The 15299-nt window shown below is 72.6% G+C and carries 10 protein-coding genes; 9 read left to right on the forward strand and 1 reads right to left on the reverse strand.

What is annotated here, in order from left to right; translation table 11 throughout:
- Window positions 1–226: 226 nt before the first annotated feature.
- From BLS95_RS01690 to BLS95_RS01730, 9 genes are all read left to right on the forward strand, one after another.
- Window positions 227–1048, forward strand: a complete 822-nt coding sequence (locus BLS95_RS01690; protein ID WP_090928334.1) for a phosphoenolpyruvate hydrolase family protein — start codon at window positions 227–229, stop codon at window positions 1046–1048.
- A 25-nt stretch (window positions 1049–1073) separates the two neighbouring features.
- Window positions 1074–1496 (forward strand): cupin domain-containing protein, encoded by a 423-nt coding sequence (locus BLS95_RS01695; protein ID WP_090928335.1) that lies wholly within the window; start codon window positions 1074–1076, stop codon window positions 1494–1496.
- 168 nt (window positions 1497–1664) lie between these two features.
- A complete protein-coding gene (locus BLS95_RS01700) occupies window positions 1665–2153 on the forward strand; it encodes a hypothetical protein (protein WP_090928337.1) in 489 nt (162 codons plus the stop codon).
- On the forward strand, window positions 2153–3631 hold the full coding sequence (locus BLS95_RS01705; protein ID WP_090928339.1) for a hypothetical protein: 1479 nt from the start codon (window positions 2153–2155) through the stop codon (window positions 3629–3631). The genes BLS95_RS01700 and BLS95_RS01705 overlap by 1 nt, the downstream gene beginning before the upstream one ends.
- Window positions 3628–4950: a VWA domain-containing protein gene (locus BLS95_RS01710; protein ID WP_090928341.1), complete on the forward strand. Its 1323-nt coding sequence runs from the start codon at window positions 3628–3630 to the stop codon at window positions 4948–4950. Before BLS95_RS01705 ends, BLS95_RS01710 begins: the two co-directional genes overlap by 4 nt.
- A gap of 11 nt (window positions 4951–4961) precedes the next feature.
- A complete protein-coding gene (locus BLS95_RS01715) occupies window positions 4962–6077 on the forward strand; it encodes an ATP-binding protein (RefSeq protein WP_090928343.1) in 1116 nt (371 codons plus the stop codon).
- Entirely contained in the window at window positions 6074–8839 is a 2766-nt protein-coding gene (locus tag BLS95_RS01720) for a DUF5682 family protein (protein WP_090928346.1), read from the forward strand. Before BLS95_RS01715 ends, BLS95_RS01720 begins: the two co-directional genes overlap by 4 nt.
- A 192-nt stretch (window positions 8840–9031) precedes the next feature.
- Window positions 9032–11008, forward strand: coding sequence for a WD40 repeat domain-containing serine/threonine protein kinase (locus tag BLS95_RS01725; protein WP_143043547.1), 1977 nt, complete (start codon window positions 9032–9034; stop codon window positions 11006–11008).
- Window positions 11009–11205: 197 nt separating this feature from the next.
- Complete coding sequence (locus BLS95_RS01730) at window positions 11206–12024, forward strand: hypothetical protein (protein ID WP_090928350.1); 819 nt, start codon at window positions 11206–11208, stop codon at window positions 12022–12024.
- Here BLS95_RS01730 and BLS95_RS01735 read toward each other — a convergent pair.
- Entirely contained in the window at window positions 12018–15281 is a 3264-nt protein-coding gene (locus BLS95_RS01735; RefSeq protein WP_090928354.1) for a glucodextranase DOMON-like domain-containing protein, read from the reverse strand. The two genes, BLS95_RS01730 and BLS95_RS01735, sit on opposite strands and share 7 nt — an antisense overlap.
- Between the last annotated feature and the right edge of the window lie 18 nt (window positions 15282–15299).

Below are 15299 nucleotides of genomic sequence, written 5' to 3' on the forward strand. Positions count from 1 at the left end.
GGCGCGGCGTCTCGTCCAGCCGCTCCGCCTCCACGGGGATCTTCCGCACGGTGTCCCAGTGGAAGGTATGAGCCGTGGCACTGGAGGGGAAAGGCAGCTGTGAAAGGGGCCCCTGAGCAGAAGGCCGGGTGTGAGCGGGCAGTTGTGGAGAGGGCGGCTCCTGAGCAGGACATGTGTGTGAGGTGGGCGGTTGTGGGACGGGCACTGAGAGGAAGGGCGCGGCAGCATGAATCGTGATGAGGCGCTGGGCAGGCTTCGGGCCGAACGGGAGGCGGGGCGGCTGATCATCGGGGCCGGCGCGGGCTCCGGGCTGTCCGCCAAGGCGGCCGAGACCGGCGGCGTGGACCTGCTCATCATCTACAACTCCGGTCGGTTCAGGATGGCCGGGCGCGGTTCGCTCGCCGGTCTGCTCCCGTACGGCGACGCGAACGCCATCGTGGTCGAGATGGCCGGCGAGGTGCTCCCGGTCGTCAAGGACACCCCGGTGCTGGCGGGAGTGTGCGGGACGGACCCGTTCCGGCTCATGCCGCAGTTCCTGGACGAGTTGCGCAGGATGGGCTTCACCGGCGTCCAGAACTTCCCCACGGTCGGCCTGATCGACGGCGTCTTCCGGGCGAACCTGGAGGAGACCGGCATGGGCTTCGACCTGGAAGTCGAGATGATCAAGCTGGCCGCCGAGCGTGACCTGCTCACGGCCCCGTACGTGTTCACCGCCGAGCAGGCCACGGCCATGGCGCGGGCCGGTGCCGACATCCTCGTGCCGCACATGGGCCTTACCACCAAGGGCAGCATCGGTGCCGTCACCGCGCTCTCCCTCGACGAGTCGGCGGCCCGGATCCAGGAGATGCACGACGCCGCCGTGGCGGTGAACCCCGACATCATCGTCCTGTGCCACGGCGGCCCCATCGCCGAGCCGGACGACGTTCGCCACATCCAGGAGCACACGTCCGGGATCGCGGGCTTTTTCGGCGCCTCCTCCATGGAACGTCTGCCCGCCGAACGCGCCATCGCCGACCAGCTCCGCGCCTTCAAGCACCTGCCCGCCTGAGCGAACACCAGAGAGGACCACTGTCATGCACCGCCGACCTGACTCCGTGCCCACGATGCTCTTCGACTGGGGATCCATCAAATGGCACATCACGCCGGGCAGCGTGCCCGGCGCCTCGTCCACGTTCGGCGAAGTGGTGATCAACCCGAACAAGGGGCACGACCGCCACCAGCACCCCGCCTCCGACGAGGTGCTCTACATCATCGAGGGCGAGGGCCGCCAGACGGTCGGCGACGAGCCGGAGTTCGCCGTCAAGGCCGGGGACGCGGTGTGGATCCCGATGGGGACGATGCACTCCACGTTCAACACCGGGTGGCGGCCGTTGCGGATCATCGCCACGTACACGCCGGGCGGCGCGGAGGAGGCGCTGCGGGACCTGCCGGACTTCGTCGAGCTGGCTCCCGGAGAGCATCCGACGTGGGCTGCGGCCGACGTCAAGCCGGGGTGATGGGGGCCGTTCGCCCGAGCCGGATGCGGCGACCTTGAGCTTTGATCATTTAGCCCCGTTCTGTCGGTGACGTCGGGTAAGTTCCCGGATCATTGATCAGCCGGCCGCTCGGGAGCGGGCAATTCCGCCTGCTCCGGCGGGCCGGCCGGGGCGGGAGGTTCTGAGGTCGTGGACGCGGACAGAACCGCGTGGGAGCAGCGCAGCGTGGTCCGGGTGGTTCCGCCCGTCGAGCCGCGCAAGCTGGCGAAGGTGCCGTTCGTGGAGCTGGCCGACGGCCGGCTGCAGGGCGTCGTGTCGAGCGGGTCCGACATCGAACGGGTCTACGTGTCGTCGTTCACCGGCGGCAGTCGCGAGCTGAGCTGCAGTACCAACAACAACCGGCCGTGCGGTGGGCTGCACGGCCAGGGCTACGCCTGCAAGCACATCCACCAGCTGGCCGACGAGGCCGTCATGCAGTACGGCCTGGACCGGGTGGCCCGTTACCTGAAGCTGGAGGTCGAGGGTTCCTCCCTGAGGCTGAAGGGACAGATCGCGCGCACGCCGGCGGCCGTGGTCTTCAGCCGGTTCCTGCGCCACCTGGCCTACCTGGAGGTGGCCGACAGCACGGAGCCGCTGGCCGAGCTGCACTGGTTCCCGGCGATGGGGGCGGTGCGCTGATGCTCGACGTACAACTCGGAGAGGTGCTCGGCGGCGACCCCGCGGGGGTCGGCGAGGCGCTCGACCTGGTGACGGGGTTCGATGGCGCGCTCGCGCTCGGGTTGGCTCGGCTCGGGGAGGAGTCGGGCGCGGCGCTGGCGGCGTTGGCGGGCGGGCTGGCGGCCGGTCCGATGGGTGAGCGGCTGGGCGAGGCCGTGGAGAAGGTGGCGGCGGGGTCGGTCGGCGACGAGCACCTGGCGGTGCTGGCGGGCGGCCGGGCCGCGCTGTTCGGCGCGATCCACGACGCCCTGCTCGGCCGCCTCGACGAGGCACTCGGCCGCACCCGCTCCCCCTGGCCCGTCGTAGGGGAGGCCCCCGCACAGGACGCTTCCGCAGAGGACGCCTCAGCACAGGATGCCTCAGCACAGGATGCCTCCGCGCAGGGCGGTGACCTGGCCACAGGGACAGGTGGCAATGCGGAGCAGTTGCTCGGTGGGGTGCGGGTCTGGTTACGGGAGCTGGCCATCGTCGGCTGGCGCGGCGTGGACCACGACCTGCTGTCCGCCGCCGACCAGACGATCGAGGCGCTGCTGGCCCAGCCCGCGCTGCGCGGACTCGCGGTGCTGCTCGACGGCCTGACGGCGGAGCTGCGTGCCTCGTCCCCGGTCGCCACGATGGAGCACCTGCCCGCCCGCCGGTGGGCCGACCTGTGGACGCGCGCCCTGCTGCTGTCCCAGCGGGGCCCGTGGCACGGTGGAGGCGCGGAGCGGGTGTCCGGGCGGCTGCTGGTCCTCGGGGCCGACGTGCACGAGCATGCCACCGTCGTGCGGGTGCAGGTCCACGGCATCCTGGAGCCCGCCGGCGGCGCCCCCTCCAGGCTCGTACGCACGAGCGTGGCCGCGGCCAAGGTGGACACCATCGTCGGCCCGGCCGTGTGGGGGCTGCTGGGCGGCCATCCCGTGCTGCTGACCGCGCTGGCCGAGCACCGCACCGTCGAGATCGCGGACATGCCGCTGCTGCCCGGCGGCGACCTGGTGTGGTACGACGACCGGGCCAGGACGGGCGAGGAGGCTGACCCGTTCGCGACCGCGCGGGTCCAGCTCGCCGCCGCCGTCGCGCCCTCCGCCGCGCCGCTCGACCGCCATCCGGTACGCATCGCCGAGCCGGTCCTGATCGAGGGCTACAAGACCGACGGCCGGACGCTCGATCTGGGCGGCAACACGCTCACCGTCGACCTCGACCGCTTGCCGGCCTGCGGGCCGCTCACGCCCGAGCTGGTCGCGGCCTCCTCCGCCTGCCTCGGGCTGATGCGCTGGGACGGCCAGTGGTCGCTGCAACCGCTGGCGGTGCAGGCCACGGTCAAGAAGAAGCCCGTCACGGTGCACAACGGTGACTGGGCCCTCGGCCCCACCGACCCCAAGGTGGTCAAGGCCCTGGCCAAGTCCGGCGACGCGGTCGCCGTGCTGCGCGAGCGGGCGGGACGGCTGCTGCGCCGATGACCGAATCCCCGACGAACGACAGCGAATCCCCGGCGGGCAAGGACGAGGCCCGGCGGCAGGTGCTCTACTGGCGGCTGCTGTCGCGGCTGTTCGGCGCCGACGAGCAGCCCGCCCTGGAGACGGCCAGCGTGGCCGTCGTGGACGACCTCGGCCTGCCGCCCGCGCTCCTCGACCCCGGCGTGTCCGTGGACAACCTGGTCCAGCGGTTCCCCGAACTGGGCGCCGAGCTGCAGGACCTGATGGCGGACAAGGAGCACGAGGACGGCGCCGAGGTGCGCCGCGCGGCCCTGGTCTCCAAGCTGCTGCTCAACGTGTTCGACACCGGCTCGGGCAACGTCACCGCCACCCAGCTCGAACGCTGGAAGCAGGACGCGGCCTGGTTCGAGCGCGGCATGGGCTGCGAGCCCGGCGGCCTGCGCCACAGCCCGGGCGACGAGGACCTGGCCGCCTGGCTGGCCTCGATGGAAGGCGACCTGGTCAAACGCATGCACCTGCGCGAGGTGCTGGCCGATCCGGCCCTGGCCAGGCAGCTCACACCGAGCATGTCGCTCATCGAGCAGCTCCTGCGCGACAAGTCCAACCTGTCAGGCGTGGCGCTGGCCAACGCCAAGGCGCTGATCCGCAAGTTCGTGGAAGAAGTCGCCCAGGTGCTGCGCACGCAGGTGGAGAAGACCAGCGTGGGCGTCATCGACCGGTCGGTGCCGCCGAAGCGGGTCTTCCGCAACCTCGACGTCGAGCGCACCATCTGGAAGAACCTCACCAACTGGAGCCCCGAGGACGAGCGGCTCTACGTGGACAGGCTCTACTACAAGCAGACCGCCCGCCGTACGACCCCGGCCCGCATGATCGTGGTCGTCGACCAGTCGGGCTCGATGGTGGACGCGATGGTCAACTGCACCATCCTGGCGTCGATCTTCTCCGGGCTGCCCAAGGTGGACGTCCACCTGATCGCCTACGACACCCGGGCGCTCGACCTGACGCCGTGGGTGCACGACCCGTTCGAGGTGCTGCTGCGTACCACGCTCGGCGGGGGCACCGACGGCACGGTCGCGATGGCGCTGGCCCGGCCGAAGATCGCCGATCCGCGCAACACCGTGATGGTGTGGATCTCCGACTTCTACGACAGGCGATCGCTGATCAACGACTTCGAGGCGATACACCGCTCGGGGGTCAAGTTCATCCCCGTCGGCTCGGTCAACAGCTCCGGCCACCAGAGCGTCGACCCGTGGTACCGCCAGAGACTCAAGGACCTGGGCACCCCGGTGCTGTCCGGCCACATCCGCAAGCTCGTCTTCGAGCTCAAGAACTTCCTCACCTAGGAGACCCCGACATGAGTGACGATATGCTGCGCGCCCCCGCAGAGGTGAAGTACGCGGAGGAGCTCGACTGGCTGGAGTCGATCGACGACGGCCCCAAGCCGTTCTCGTGGCGGCTCAGCCCCCGCATGATCAGGCTGTTCATCCTCGGCTCCGAACGCTCCGACGGCCTCGACCGCGAGATCCCGCAGAAGTGGTTCGGCGACCGCAGCTTCGTCGAGCGCAGCATCGTGACCCTGGCCTCGGACCGGGGCCTGCTGCTGATCGGCGACCCTGGCACGGGCAAGAGCTGGCTGGCCGAGCTGCTGTCGGCCGCCATCTCCCGCAACTCCACCCTCGTGGTCCAGGGCACGGCGGGCACCACGGAAGACCACATCAAATACTCGTGGAACGTCTCCATGGTCATCGCCAAGGGCCAGTCCCGCCAGTCCATGATCCCCTCGCCGATCATGACGGCGATGGAGCGGGGCGTGATCGGCCGGTTCGAGGAGCTGACCCGCTCGACCAGCGACGTCCAGGACGCGCTCATCTCGATCCTGTCGGAGAAGTACGTCTCCATCCCCGAGCTCGACGACGACAACATCGTCTTCGCCCAGCCCGGCTTCTCCATCATCGCCACCGCCAACAGCCGTGACCGGGGCGTCAACGACCTGTCGTCGGCCCTCAAGCGCCGCTTCAACTTCGTCCGCATCCCCGTGGTGACGAACAAGAAGAGCGAGGCGGAGATCGTCCGCTTCCGTACGGAGGAGCTGCTGCGCCGGCACCGCATCGAGCTGGACCTGCCGCCCACACTGCTGGACATCCTGCTGCAGAGCTTCGCCGACCTGCGCTCGGCGGCGGCCGCGGCCACCAGCGACGACGAGAAGATGGAGTCGGCGCTGTCCACCGCCGAGCAGATCGGCGTGCTGGAGGACGCCATCCTGCACAGCCACTTCTTCGGCGACCGCACCCTGCGCGCGCAGACGCTGGCCGGCTCGCTGGTCGGTTCGCTGGCCCGGCGCAGCCCCGAGGACCTGGCGATCCTCAACAAGTACTGGCACGGCGTGGTCGAGCCGCGCAGCAAGAAGGCCGGCGGCGAGTGGCCGGAGTTCCTCGAAGGCGGCCGCGAGGCCATCGCCACGCTCTCATGATCGACCAGCCGAGCCCGTTCGGCTCGCTCCGCGAGCAGCTCCTGGACGCCGCGGCGACGTTCGCGGGCGGTCCCGTGGCCGTGTCGGACCTGCTGTCCGGCCTGGTCGACGACGTGGACCGGGCGCTGCGCGAGGAGCTGGAGATCTTCCCGGTCTGCCATCACTCGCCGGCCTCCGCGCTGGCCATGGTGCGCCGGCTGCGGGAGAAGCAGCCGAAGGTCATCTACCTGGAGTTGTGCGAGGACCTGCAGCCGCTGCTGACCGAGCTGCGCAACTGCAAGCTGCCGGTGGCGGTGCAGGCGTTCGCGACCAGCCTCGACGGCTTCCCCAAGGCGTGGGCGCCGCTCAGCGTGGTGGCGCCCATCACGGAGGCGTCGGCCGAGTACCAGGCCATCTCCTACGCGCTCGAAACGCCGGGCGTGGAGCTGGTGCTGGTCGACCGCTCGTCCGACCACGTCTTCCAGTGGATGCCGAAGGAGCAGCCCGCCAGGGACAAGGACCGCGAAGAGGAGGCCGGCCTGCACGGCGACGCGGTGGGCGTCGAGATCGGCGACCTGCGCCCGCGCTTCGCCGAGCTGGAGGAGCACCTGCTGCACCACGGCAAGGTGCGCCACTGGTCCGAGTGGTGGGACCAGTACGTCGAGCAGCCGCTCTCCGGCGCGGACTACGACACCTACCGCCAGGTGATGGTGCTGATCGGCAGCCTGTTCCGGCGCCTCGGCCACGACCGGGACCGGCTGGCCGTGGACGAGGACCGCGAGCGCTACATGTGGACCAGGATGCGCGAGCACCTGTCCGCCACCGGCGCCGACCCCGCCGGCTGCCTGTACGTCTGCGGCGCCTTCCACGCCGCCAGCCGCGTCGAGCAGTTCGGCCTGAAGTCCACGGCCGCCTTCGAGATCACCCCGCGCACGGCCACGAAATGGCTGTACGGGCTCATCCCGTCCAGCCACTCGGCCATCGAGGCCCAGTTCGGGCTGGCCTCCGGCTCGGTGTCGATCGCGGCGGCGACCTGGGCCAAGGCGCTGGCCCGCGACCGGCTGACCCCGTTCCGGCTGGCCGGGCAGCAGGGCACGCGCCGGCGGGTGGCCAAGCTGCCCGCGCCCGTGCCCAGGGCGCAGGTGGCCGACAAGCTGACCGGGTTCCTGTCCGCACCGCCCGCCCTGGACGGCCTGGACGAGGCCGAGCTGCTCGGCTGGTCCGTCGACATCGTCCGGCTGGCCCGCCGCAACGGCTACCTGGCCAGCACCGCCGACGCCATCGCCGTGTTCGAGACCTCGATCCTGCTGGCCGGCATGCGCAACCGGGCCAGGCCCACCCCGTACGACTTCCAGGACGCGGCCGTCACCTGCATCGAGAAGGACGTCGTACCGGGCCGTCGTGACGTGCGGCGGCTGTGCGAGATCCTGCTCGGCGGCGACCGGGTCGGCGAGGTCGGCTACGACGCGCTGCCGCCGCTGGCCAGGGACGTCTACGACCGGCTCGCACCGCTCGGCCTGGACCTGCAGAAACGCACGATCCAGCGGGCCCTGCTGGACCTGAACGCCGACCCGGAGCTGGTGCCCTGCTCCGACCTGCTGTGGATGCTGCGCTACCTGCTGCCGTCCGACGCCGTCCGCCCGATCATGGGCGAGCGCCGGCTGGGGGAGCGCTCGATCCAGGAGAGCTGGGACCTGTCGCTGGGGCGCAACCAGCGCGCGATCATCGAGCTCGGCTACGAGGGCGTCACCATCGAGCAGGTCCTGGAGATGCGGCTGCGGCGTGCCGTGCAGGCCCCCGAGGCCACCGCGGCGGTCGCGCTGGCGGCGGTCGAGGACGCGGTGCTCTTCCTGGGCAGCAGGCGGTTCGCCGACGAGCTCGGGGCGCGGGCGGTGGAGCTGCTCGCGGCGGAGCGGACCGTGGACGACGCGCCCGAGGTGCTGCGCAGGATCCGCCGTCTGCTGGCCTACTACCGGGCACACGAGCCGGAGCTGCCGGCCTGGTGCGAGGCGTTCGTGACCGCCGGCTACGCGCATTACTGCACATTGCTGCCGACGGCGTTCGTGGCCGACGACACGGGCGTGCGGCAGGTGGGGGCCATGCTGGGGTTCCTGTTCACGATGGAGAGCCTGGCGCTGGCGCTGGGCTGTGACCGGGCCCAGCTCGAACTGGCGGTGCAGCAGTCGCATCCGGAGGAGCCGGCCAAGGTGGCGCTGCTGTGGGTCGCGCGCAACCAGCTCGGGCTGCTGCCGCTGGCCGAGCTGCGCTCGCGCTGCGACGAGCTGCTCGCCAACCCGCTGGTGATCTCGTCGTTCCCGCACTACATCACGGGGTTCGTCCAGGCCGTGGAGCTGGCTCCCGGGCTGTCGGGGTTCGTGGTGGAGGTGATCTCGAAGGCGTTCGGGCGGCTGCCCGACCGGGTGCTGCTGCCCTGCCTGCCGAAGCTGGTCACGACGTTGCGGGATCAGGCGGGCGAGCTGATGCCGGGGCTCGTCCGCGAGGCCGGGCGTACGTTCCCCGGCTCGCTGGCGGCCCTGGACGCCTGGGTGCCGCCGTGGTCGGCGCGTCCCGAGCCGGTCGCGGCGCGCCCGGCGCCGGTGGCGTCGGGGCCGGTGACCGAGCTGCTCGTCGGGCACCCGGCGGCCTGCGACGCTGTGGCCGCGCTGCTCGGCTGTACGGGGGAGTGGCACGCTCCCGGCGGCGCCGAGCATCCCGAGGTCAGCGCCCTGCTGGCCGGCCATCCGGAGCCCGCCCTGGCGGTGGCGGCCCTGCTCGGCGGATAGCCGGTACGGCGGCCCGCTTCCTGGCGAGGCGGGCCGCCGTACCGGTGAATTGCCGATGAATGAATGGAAGATGTTATTTCGGTGACGACCCTCGCCGGTCCTTTCATGTCGCTCTCTCGCGTCATCCATCACGGTCCCCGGAACCGTAGTATCCAGTGCTGAAACGGGTGCTGAATTGATGAGGTGGGGGCATTGTCGCGTTCCCAGCCGGGAGAGGATCTCGGCCAGATCGCCGACTACCGGATCACCGGTTTTCTCGGCGAGGGCGGACAGGGTGCCGTCTACCGGGGTCTGAGCCCGTCCGGCGGGCAGGTCGCGATCAAGGTGCTGCACGACCGCCTGTCCGACGACACCGAGGCCCGGCGGCGGTTCTTCCGCCAGGTGGACCTGGCCCGCCGGGTCGCCCCCTTCTGCACCGCCCGGGTGCTCGACATGGGAATGCACGACGAGCGTCCTTACATCGTCAGCGAATACGTCTCGGGTGACTCCCTGGAGCGCGTGGTCAGGCGGGACGGGCCACGGACCGGAGGCGGGCTGGAGCGGCTGGCCATCGCGACCGCGACCGCGCTCGCGGCCATCCACCGCGCCGGGGTCGTGCACCGCGACCTCAAGCCGGGCAACGTGATCCTCGGCCCCGAGGGGCCGGTCGTGATCGACTTCGGCATCTCCCGCGCGCTCGACCACACCGCCACCATGGCGGGGGCGGTCGGCACGCCCGGTTACATGGCCCCTGAGCAGATCTCCGGCGAGCAGGTCGGTCCGGCCGCCGACGTGTTCAGCTGGGCCGCGACCATGGTGTTCGCGGCCACCGGGCGGCGCGCGTTCGCCGGTGAGTCGGTCCCGGCGGTGCTGCACGCCCTCCTGTACGACTCACCCGACCTGACCGGCGTCCCGCAGTCGCTGCTGCCGCTGGTGACGGCCTGCCTGGACAAGAATCCCGAACGCCGGCTCTCCGCCGACGACCTGGTCCGTACCCTGACCGGCGACGCGACCGCGCCCGTCAGCCCCGCACCGGCACCGGCCGACGGCCCCACGGTGCCCGCGCCCAGCCCCGCGCCGCGGCCCCGGCGGCGGCTGCCGCGTCGCGCCCTGGTGGCGGGCGGAGTGGCCGTGTGCGTCGCGGCGGCGGTCCTCGCGGTGTCCCTGTGGGCACAACCACGCGGTACGACCCCCGTCCTCACGACGGCCACCGCCGCCACCGTCGCCGACGCGATTCCCGCGCTCGGCACGGAACTCGGCGACCCGCTGGCGGGCCACACCAACGACGTACGGGCGGTGGCGGCCGTCGGCTCGCTGGATGGCGTGCCCATCACGCTGACCGGCTCCGACGACGAGACCGCCAGGATCTGGAACCTGCGAACGAACCAGCCCATCGGCCGGCCGCTCGCCGGCCACACGGAGTGGATCAGGTCGGTCGCCCTCGACCAGCTGGACGGCGCGCCGATCGCGATCACCGGGAGCGACGACGGCACCGCCCGCGTCTGGGACCTCACCACCGGGAAGTCCCGCGTCCTGGCCGGCCACCGCGGCGGCGTCAAGTCGGTCGCGACCGGCCGCATCGGCGGCCGGCACGTGGCCGTGACCGCCTCCGCCGACGGCACCGCCCGCGTGTGGGACCTGCGCTCGGGTGAGGAGTTCGGCGCGCCGCTGACCGGACACCGGGGCGCGGTGTGGGCGGTGGCCGTGGCGCAGATCGGCGGGGCGCCCGTGGCGGTCACCGCGGGCGACGACGGGACCGTACGCATGTGGAGCCTGGACGACCGCAAGCAGCTGGGCGAGCCGATGACCGGGCATCAGGGCTGGGTGCGTTCGGTGGCGATCGGCAACGTGGCGGGCAAGCCGGTGGCGATCACGGGCAGCGAGGACACCACCGTACGCGTCTGGGACCTGACCACGCGCAAGGAGCTCGGCCCGCCGCTCGCCGGGCACACCGGGGCGGTCTGGTCCGTCGCCGCCGCGAACCTGGGCGGCAAGCCGGTGGCCGTCTCGGGCGGCGAGGACAAGACGGTGCGCGTGTGGGACCTGACCACACGGAAGCCGCTCGGCACGCCGTTCACCGGCCACGCCGACACCGTCTGGGCCGTGTCGGCGGGCCTGCTCGACGGCCACTCGATCGTGGTCAGCGGCAGCCGCGACCAGACCGCCCGCACCTGGAGCCTCGGCGGCTGAGGGCCCCCTGACGGCGCCCGCTTGCTGACCGTGCCCGAAGGACCGGGCCTCGAGAGCCGTGCTCGGTGGCTCGCGACCGGCAGCCCGCGCAGGCCGGTCCGGCGGACCTGCGCGGTGTCCCTGCTGCCGGTGCCGCATCCCGCTCATGACCACGCTAGGCTGAGCCGTTCCGCCCCCCTCTTCTCTGGGAGTGTCGCGTGCTCCGCCGTCATCGTTTAGGCGTTCCCGCCTTCCTGACCACCGGTGTCTACCTCGCCGCGCTGGCCGTCAGCGGGGTGGTGGCGCTGGCCGCCGGTGACCTCCGCGCGTTGCGGTGGGTGACGTTGTTCGTGGCTCCCGACGAGGGGATCCAGGCGACGTGGCCGAACGTGCTCGTACTGACCCTGGCGGGACTCGTGGTGGCCTGGGGAGTGTGGCAGAGCCTGCGCGGGCCGCTGGCCGGGCCGCCGGTGGAGCAGGACCGGGACACGTGGCGACTGCGCGTGGCACTGTACGTCGCGGCGGCCGCCACCCTGGCCAACCTGATCCTTGGCTACTGGACGCTGTGGGCAGCGGTGGCGGTGACGACCCTGCCCATGGTGTGGGTCGTCCACCTGCTCTCCCCGGTCGTGGGACGCACCAGGAATCGGGTCCTGGTCCTGCGGTGCCTCGGCTTCGTGGGATACGGGGGCACCGCCGTCGCCCTGGTGCCCGTGCTGTCCGGGGGCGAGTTCGACACTCTCGTGCTGCTCCCCAGCTTGGCGTCCTTGATCTGGAACGTGCTCGTCCTGCGGGCGCAGTGGGACGACGACCGCTGGCGGCAGGCCACCGTCAGGTACGGCATCCTCGCTCTGGTGCTGCCCATCGTGCTCACGCTGGTGGGCAGCCTTCGCGCGGTGCTGAGCGGAGTGCCGTGGGAGGCCTATGACAACGCCGTGGTGGTCGTCGGCGTCCTGGTCGTGGTCTGGCTGGCCTGCTCCGCGCACGACCTCGCCACCCCCCGGGCCGCGCCGGCCCCCTCAGCACCCGCTCACTGATCCCCGACGGTGACGGCAGGCACGGCCACCGGGCCCAGGAGCGGGTTGAGCACGTCGGCCTGGGACCGGCCGGCCGGGACGAGCACGTCGAGCGCCTTCGGTACGGTGCCGGGGTCCACCGCGCACAGCGGCCCGGTGCCGCCGGCGGCGCAGACCCCGAACTGGAACGGCTGCGGCGTGGCCGCGAAACCCCTGGCCTGGTCGGGGCTGAAGCCGTCCTGCCCGGTGAGTACGACGGCGAACCGCCAGCCCGGCCCCGGCGTGCCGAAGGCGGCCCTGGGGAGGGCGACGGTGATCGTCCGCGTGGTGCCCGACGAGCGAACGGCGGCGCCCGCCTGGGCCGCGCCCGCGGCGGTGACCCAGACCGGGGCGGCGAAGCCCTGCACCTCCACCCGCTGCGACCAGCCCTCGGCCAGGCGGTGGTTGCGCTGCGGGAACGCCGCGTCCGTCGAACGCGCGGCCACGGCCGGGTCCTGGACGTAGACGTCCAGCAGCTGCGCGCCGATCTGGTTGCCGAACGTCGAGGTGAGATCGCGCAGCTCGGCCCGCAGGTAGACGGTGGTCGCGTCGGTGATCACCTGGAACCTGCGCAGGTCGAACGCGCCCGGGTGGAAGTCGGGGGAGGTCGGGTACGCGTACGTGCCGGGCCCGTCGTCGTCGCCGTCGGGGTCGGTGACGTCGAGCACGGTCGTGGCCCCGACGATGTCGCCGACGACCGTGCGCCGGGCGTACCCGGTGCGGCCGTCCCCCGCGGTGGCCGCGACGGTGACGACGACCTCCCCGAACGAGACCGGTGCCTGGGCGGTGAAGCCGCCGGACGAATCCGCGCGTACCGACACGACCCGGGTGGGTGCGCCGGTGTCGACGGGCGTGGCCGAGACGTCCACGCGGGCCCCGGGCGACGTGGTGCCCGTGACGGCCACCGACGTGCCGGCGACCGCGGTGCCGTCGGCCGGGGCGGTGACCGCGAGCGGCGCGGCGCCCGGCATGCCGCGCTCGGCGTAGCGGCGGCGTACGACGTCGGGCTGCTCGGCGGGGCGGGTCGAGCCCAGGCTCAGGATCAGCCGGACGACCTGCGCCTGGGCCCAGGTCAGCGGGGAGGCCGAGCCCGCGGGGCCGCCGTCGCGGAAGCCGATCGAGGCGGTGGCCGGGTCGGCGCCGTAGGGGGAGGCGGCCAGGTCCGAGTTCTCCCACGCCTGCTCGGGGATCAGCCCGGTGCCCGAGGCCATCGCCCGCATGGCCGCCAGCAGCTCCGCCGCCGTCCCGGGGTCGCGGGTCTGGAGCGCCTGCTCGGCCCGCTCGCCGGCCAGGACCGGCCACAGGTGACCGGAGCCCGTGTTGCCGCTCGGCCACGGCCGGCCCGACGGCGCGCATGAGGTCGGGTCGGGTTCGTGGCAGTCGCCGTAGCCGTCCTCGGTGCCGGGGGTGTCGGAGCCGTAGCGGTACCAGCCGGGACCGCTCGCGGTCGCGCGCCCGATCACCCGGTCCACCACCGGCAGGCTGGCCAGCACGTCGGGGTCGTCGGCGGGCAGGATGCCCAGCCGGGTCAGCTCCAGGAAGCCCGCGTCCACCACCCGCCGCTGGTCCTCGGTCGGCCCGCCGTTGCCCAGGTTGTAGGACACGGCCGCGTCCGGGTCGCCGGCGCGCGACAGACGCAGGAAGTAACGCGGCGCGTACGGGCCCGTCGTCGTGACCGTCCACCCCTTGACCGAGCGGGCGAAGTGGTCGGCCGTCGCCCGGTAGAGCCTGGCCCGGCCCTGGTCACCCGCCCGGTCGGCGAGCTCGCCGGCGGCGACCAGCCCGGCGATCTGGGCCGCGATCGTGGACGGCGAGTGGCCCGACTGCTCCTCCCACCGCTCCACCCCGAACGCGGGCCCGTGCGAGACCAGGAAGTCGGCCGCGTCCCGCACGTGCTCCCACACCCCGGTGAGCCCGGACTGGTAGGCCATCAGGATCGGGTACGCGGTCTCGTCGAGCTGGTCACCGCCCGAGTCGGGCGCCAGCCTGCCGTTGAGCAGGGAGTTGCGCGGCATCCGCCCGTCCGGCAGCTGCTGGCGCTCCAGCAGGAAGCGGGCCGTGGCCCGGGCCGTGGCCACGTCACCGGCGGTGAGGAACCCGGTGAAGGCCTCGTACAGGTCGCGGGAGAACACCTCGCGGTAGGAGCCGAAGTACACCGCCTTGCCGCCGATCAGGTCGCCCGCGCCGACCGCCTGCCCCCACGGGCTGGCCAGCGAGGCCACCACCGCGCCGGGGAACGTCTTGTCCTCGCTGGCCTTGAGCACGTTGGCGGAGAGCCGGTAGAGGTCGGCGTGCGTGCCCGGCGGCCGGCGCAGTCCAGCGTCGTAGGCCGCCCAGCCGGCCTCGTACCTGGCGTGGGTGGCCTCGAACGGCCGGCCCGCGGCCTCGCCCGCCGTGCGCAGCGCGGCCTGCCGGGTCCGGCCGAACCCGAGCGCGAACGTCACCTCGCCCTTCCCGTCGGTCGGCAGCAGGGCGGTGGCGACCACGTTGCCGGCCGGGGCCTCGGCGTACGGAGTGAGCGTGCGGGCCGCGTCGAGCTGGACCGCGCCGTCACCGGGAGTGCCCGCGTAGCCGACGCTCGCCTGCGGCAGCCGCCGCCCGGCCCGCAGCGCCAGGTGGGTGGGCACGGCGTAATCGCGGGCGGGGGCCGAGGTCTCGGTGTTCTCGTCGGAGATCACCGGAGCGCCGGTGCCGGCGTCCACCACCCCGCTGTCGGAGCCGCCGTTGGCCTGGCCGCCGCCGCCGTTGCCGTTCACGCTCGCGTCGAGCCGCGCGTACAGCCGGAGCCCGGCGGGCTGCAGCCGGGCGCGCACCACCACCGCGTCGCGGTCGGGGTCGGTAACGTAGGTGGTGGTCAGCCGGTAGCGGCCGGCCCGGCTGGCGGAGGTGATCGTGCAGGTCATGCCGGAGCGGTCGGTGCTCACCCGGTAGGTGGTGTCGCGGGCCTGCACCTCGGTGAACGTCCTGCCGTCGGTCACCACGAACTGCATCGTCTCGACGTTCGTGTTGTCGATCGTGGGTTCGTAGACGTCGGACAGGACGCCGCCCGCCACCGTGTACCAGACCTTGGACGCGCGGCCGGTCGCCGTGCCCACGCAGTCCTTGCGTGCCAGCCCGAAGTGGGAGGCGGCACCGGGCGCGCCCGGCGCCGGTGTCTGGGAGCGGGCTGGGCTCGTCGGCACCGTCACGAGCGCCGCGGAGACGATCAGGGCAAGGACGGACCGTCGGACGACAGGCATGCAGGCTCCCCTTCCGAC

Origin of the sequence: Nonomuraea jiangxiensis (assembly GCF_900099965.1) — a bacterium.
Taxonomy (GTDB): Bacteria; Actinomycetota; Actinomycetes; order Streptosporangiales; family Streptosporangiaceae; genus Nonomuraea; species Nonomuraea jiangxiensis.

Coding starts and splice junctions, on each gene's coding strand:
- BLS95_RS01690 (WP_090928334.1), top strand. CDS start 227: ATGAATCGTGATGAGGCGCTGGGCAGGCTTCGGGCCGAACGGGAGGCG.
- BLS95_RS01695 (WP_090928335.1), top strand. CDS start 1,074: ATGCACCGCCGACCTGACTCCGTGCCCACGATGCTCTTCGACTGGGGA.
- BLS95_RS01705 (WP_090928339.1), top strand. CDS start 2,153: ATGCTCGACGTACAACTCGGAGAGGTGCTCGGCGGCGACCCCGCGGGG.
- BLS95_RS01710 (WP_090928341.1), top strand. CDS start 3,628: ATGACCGAATCCCCGACGAACGACAGCGAATCCCCGGCGGGCAAGGAC.
- BLS95_RS01715 (WP_090928343.1), top strand. CDS start 4,962: ATGAGTGACGATATGCTGCGCGCCCCCGCAGAGGTGAAGTACGCGGAG.
- BLS95_RS01720 (WP_090928346.1), top strand. CDS start 6,074: ATGATCGACCAGCCGAGCCCGTTCGGCTCGCTCCGCGAGCAGCTCCTG.
- BLS95_RS01735 (WP_090928354.1), bottom strand. CDS start 15,281: ATGCCTGTCGTCCGACGGTCCGTCCTTGCCCTGATCGTCTCCGCGGCG.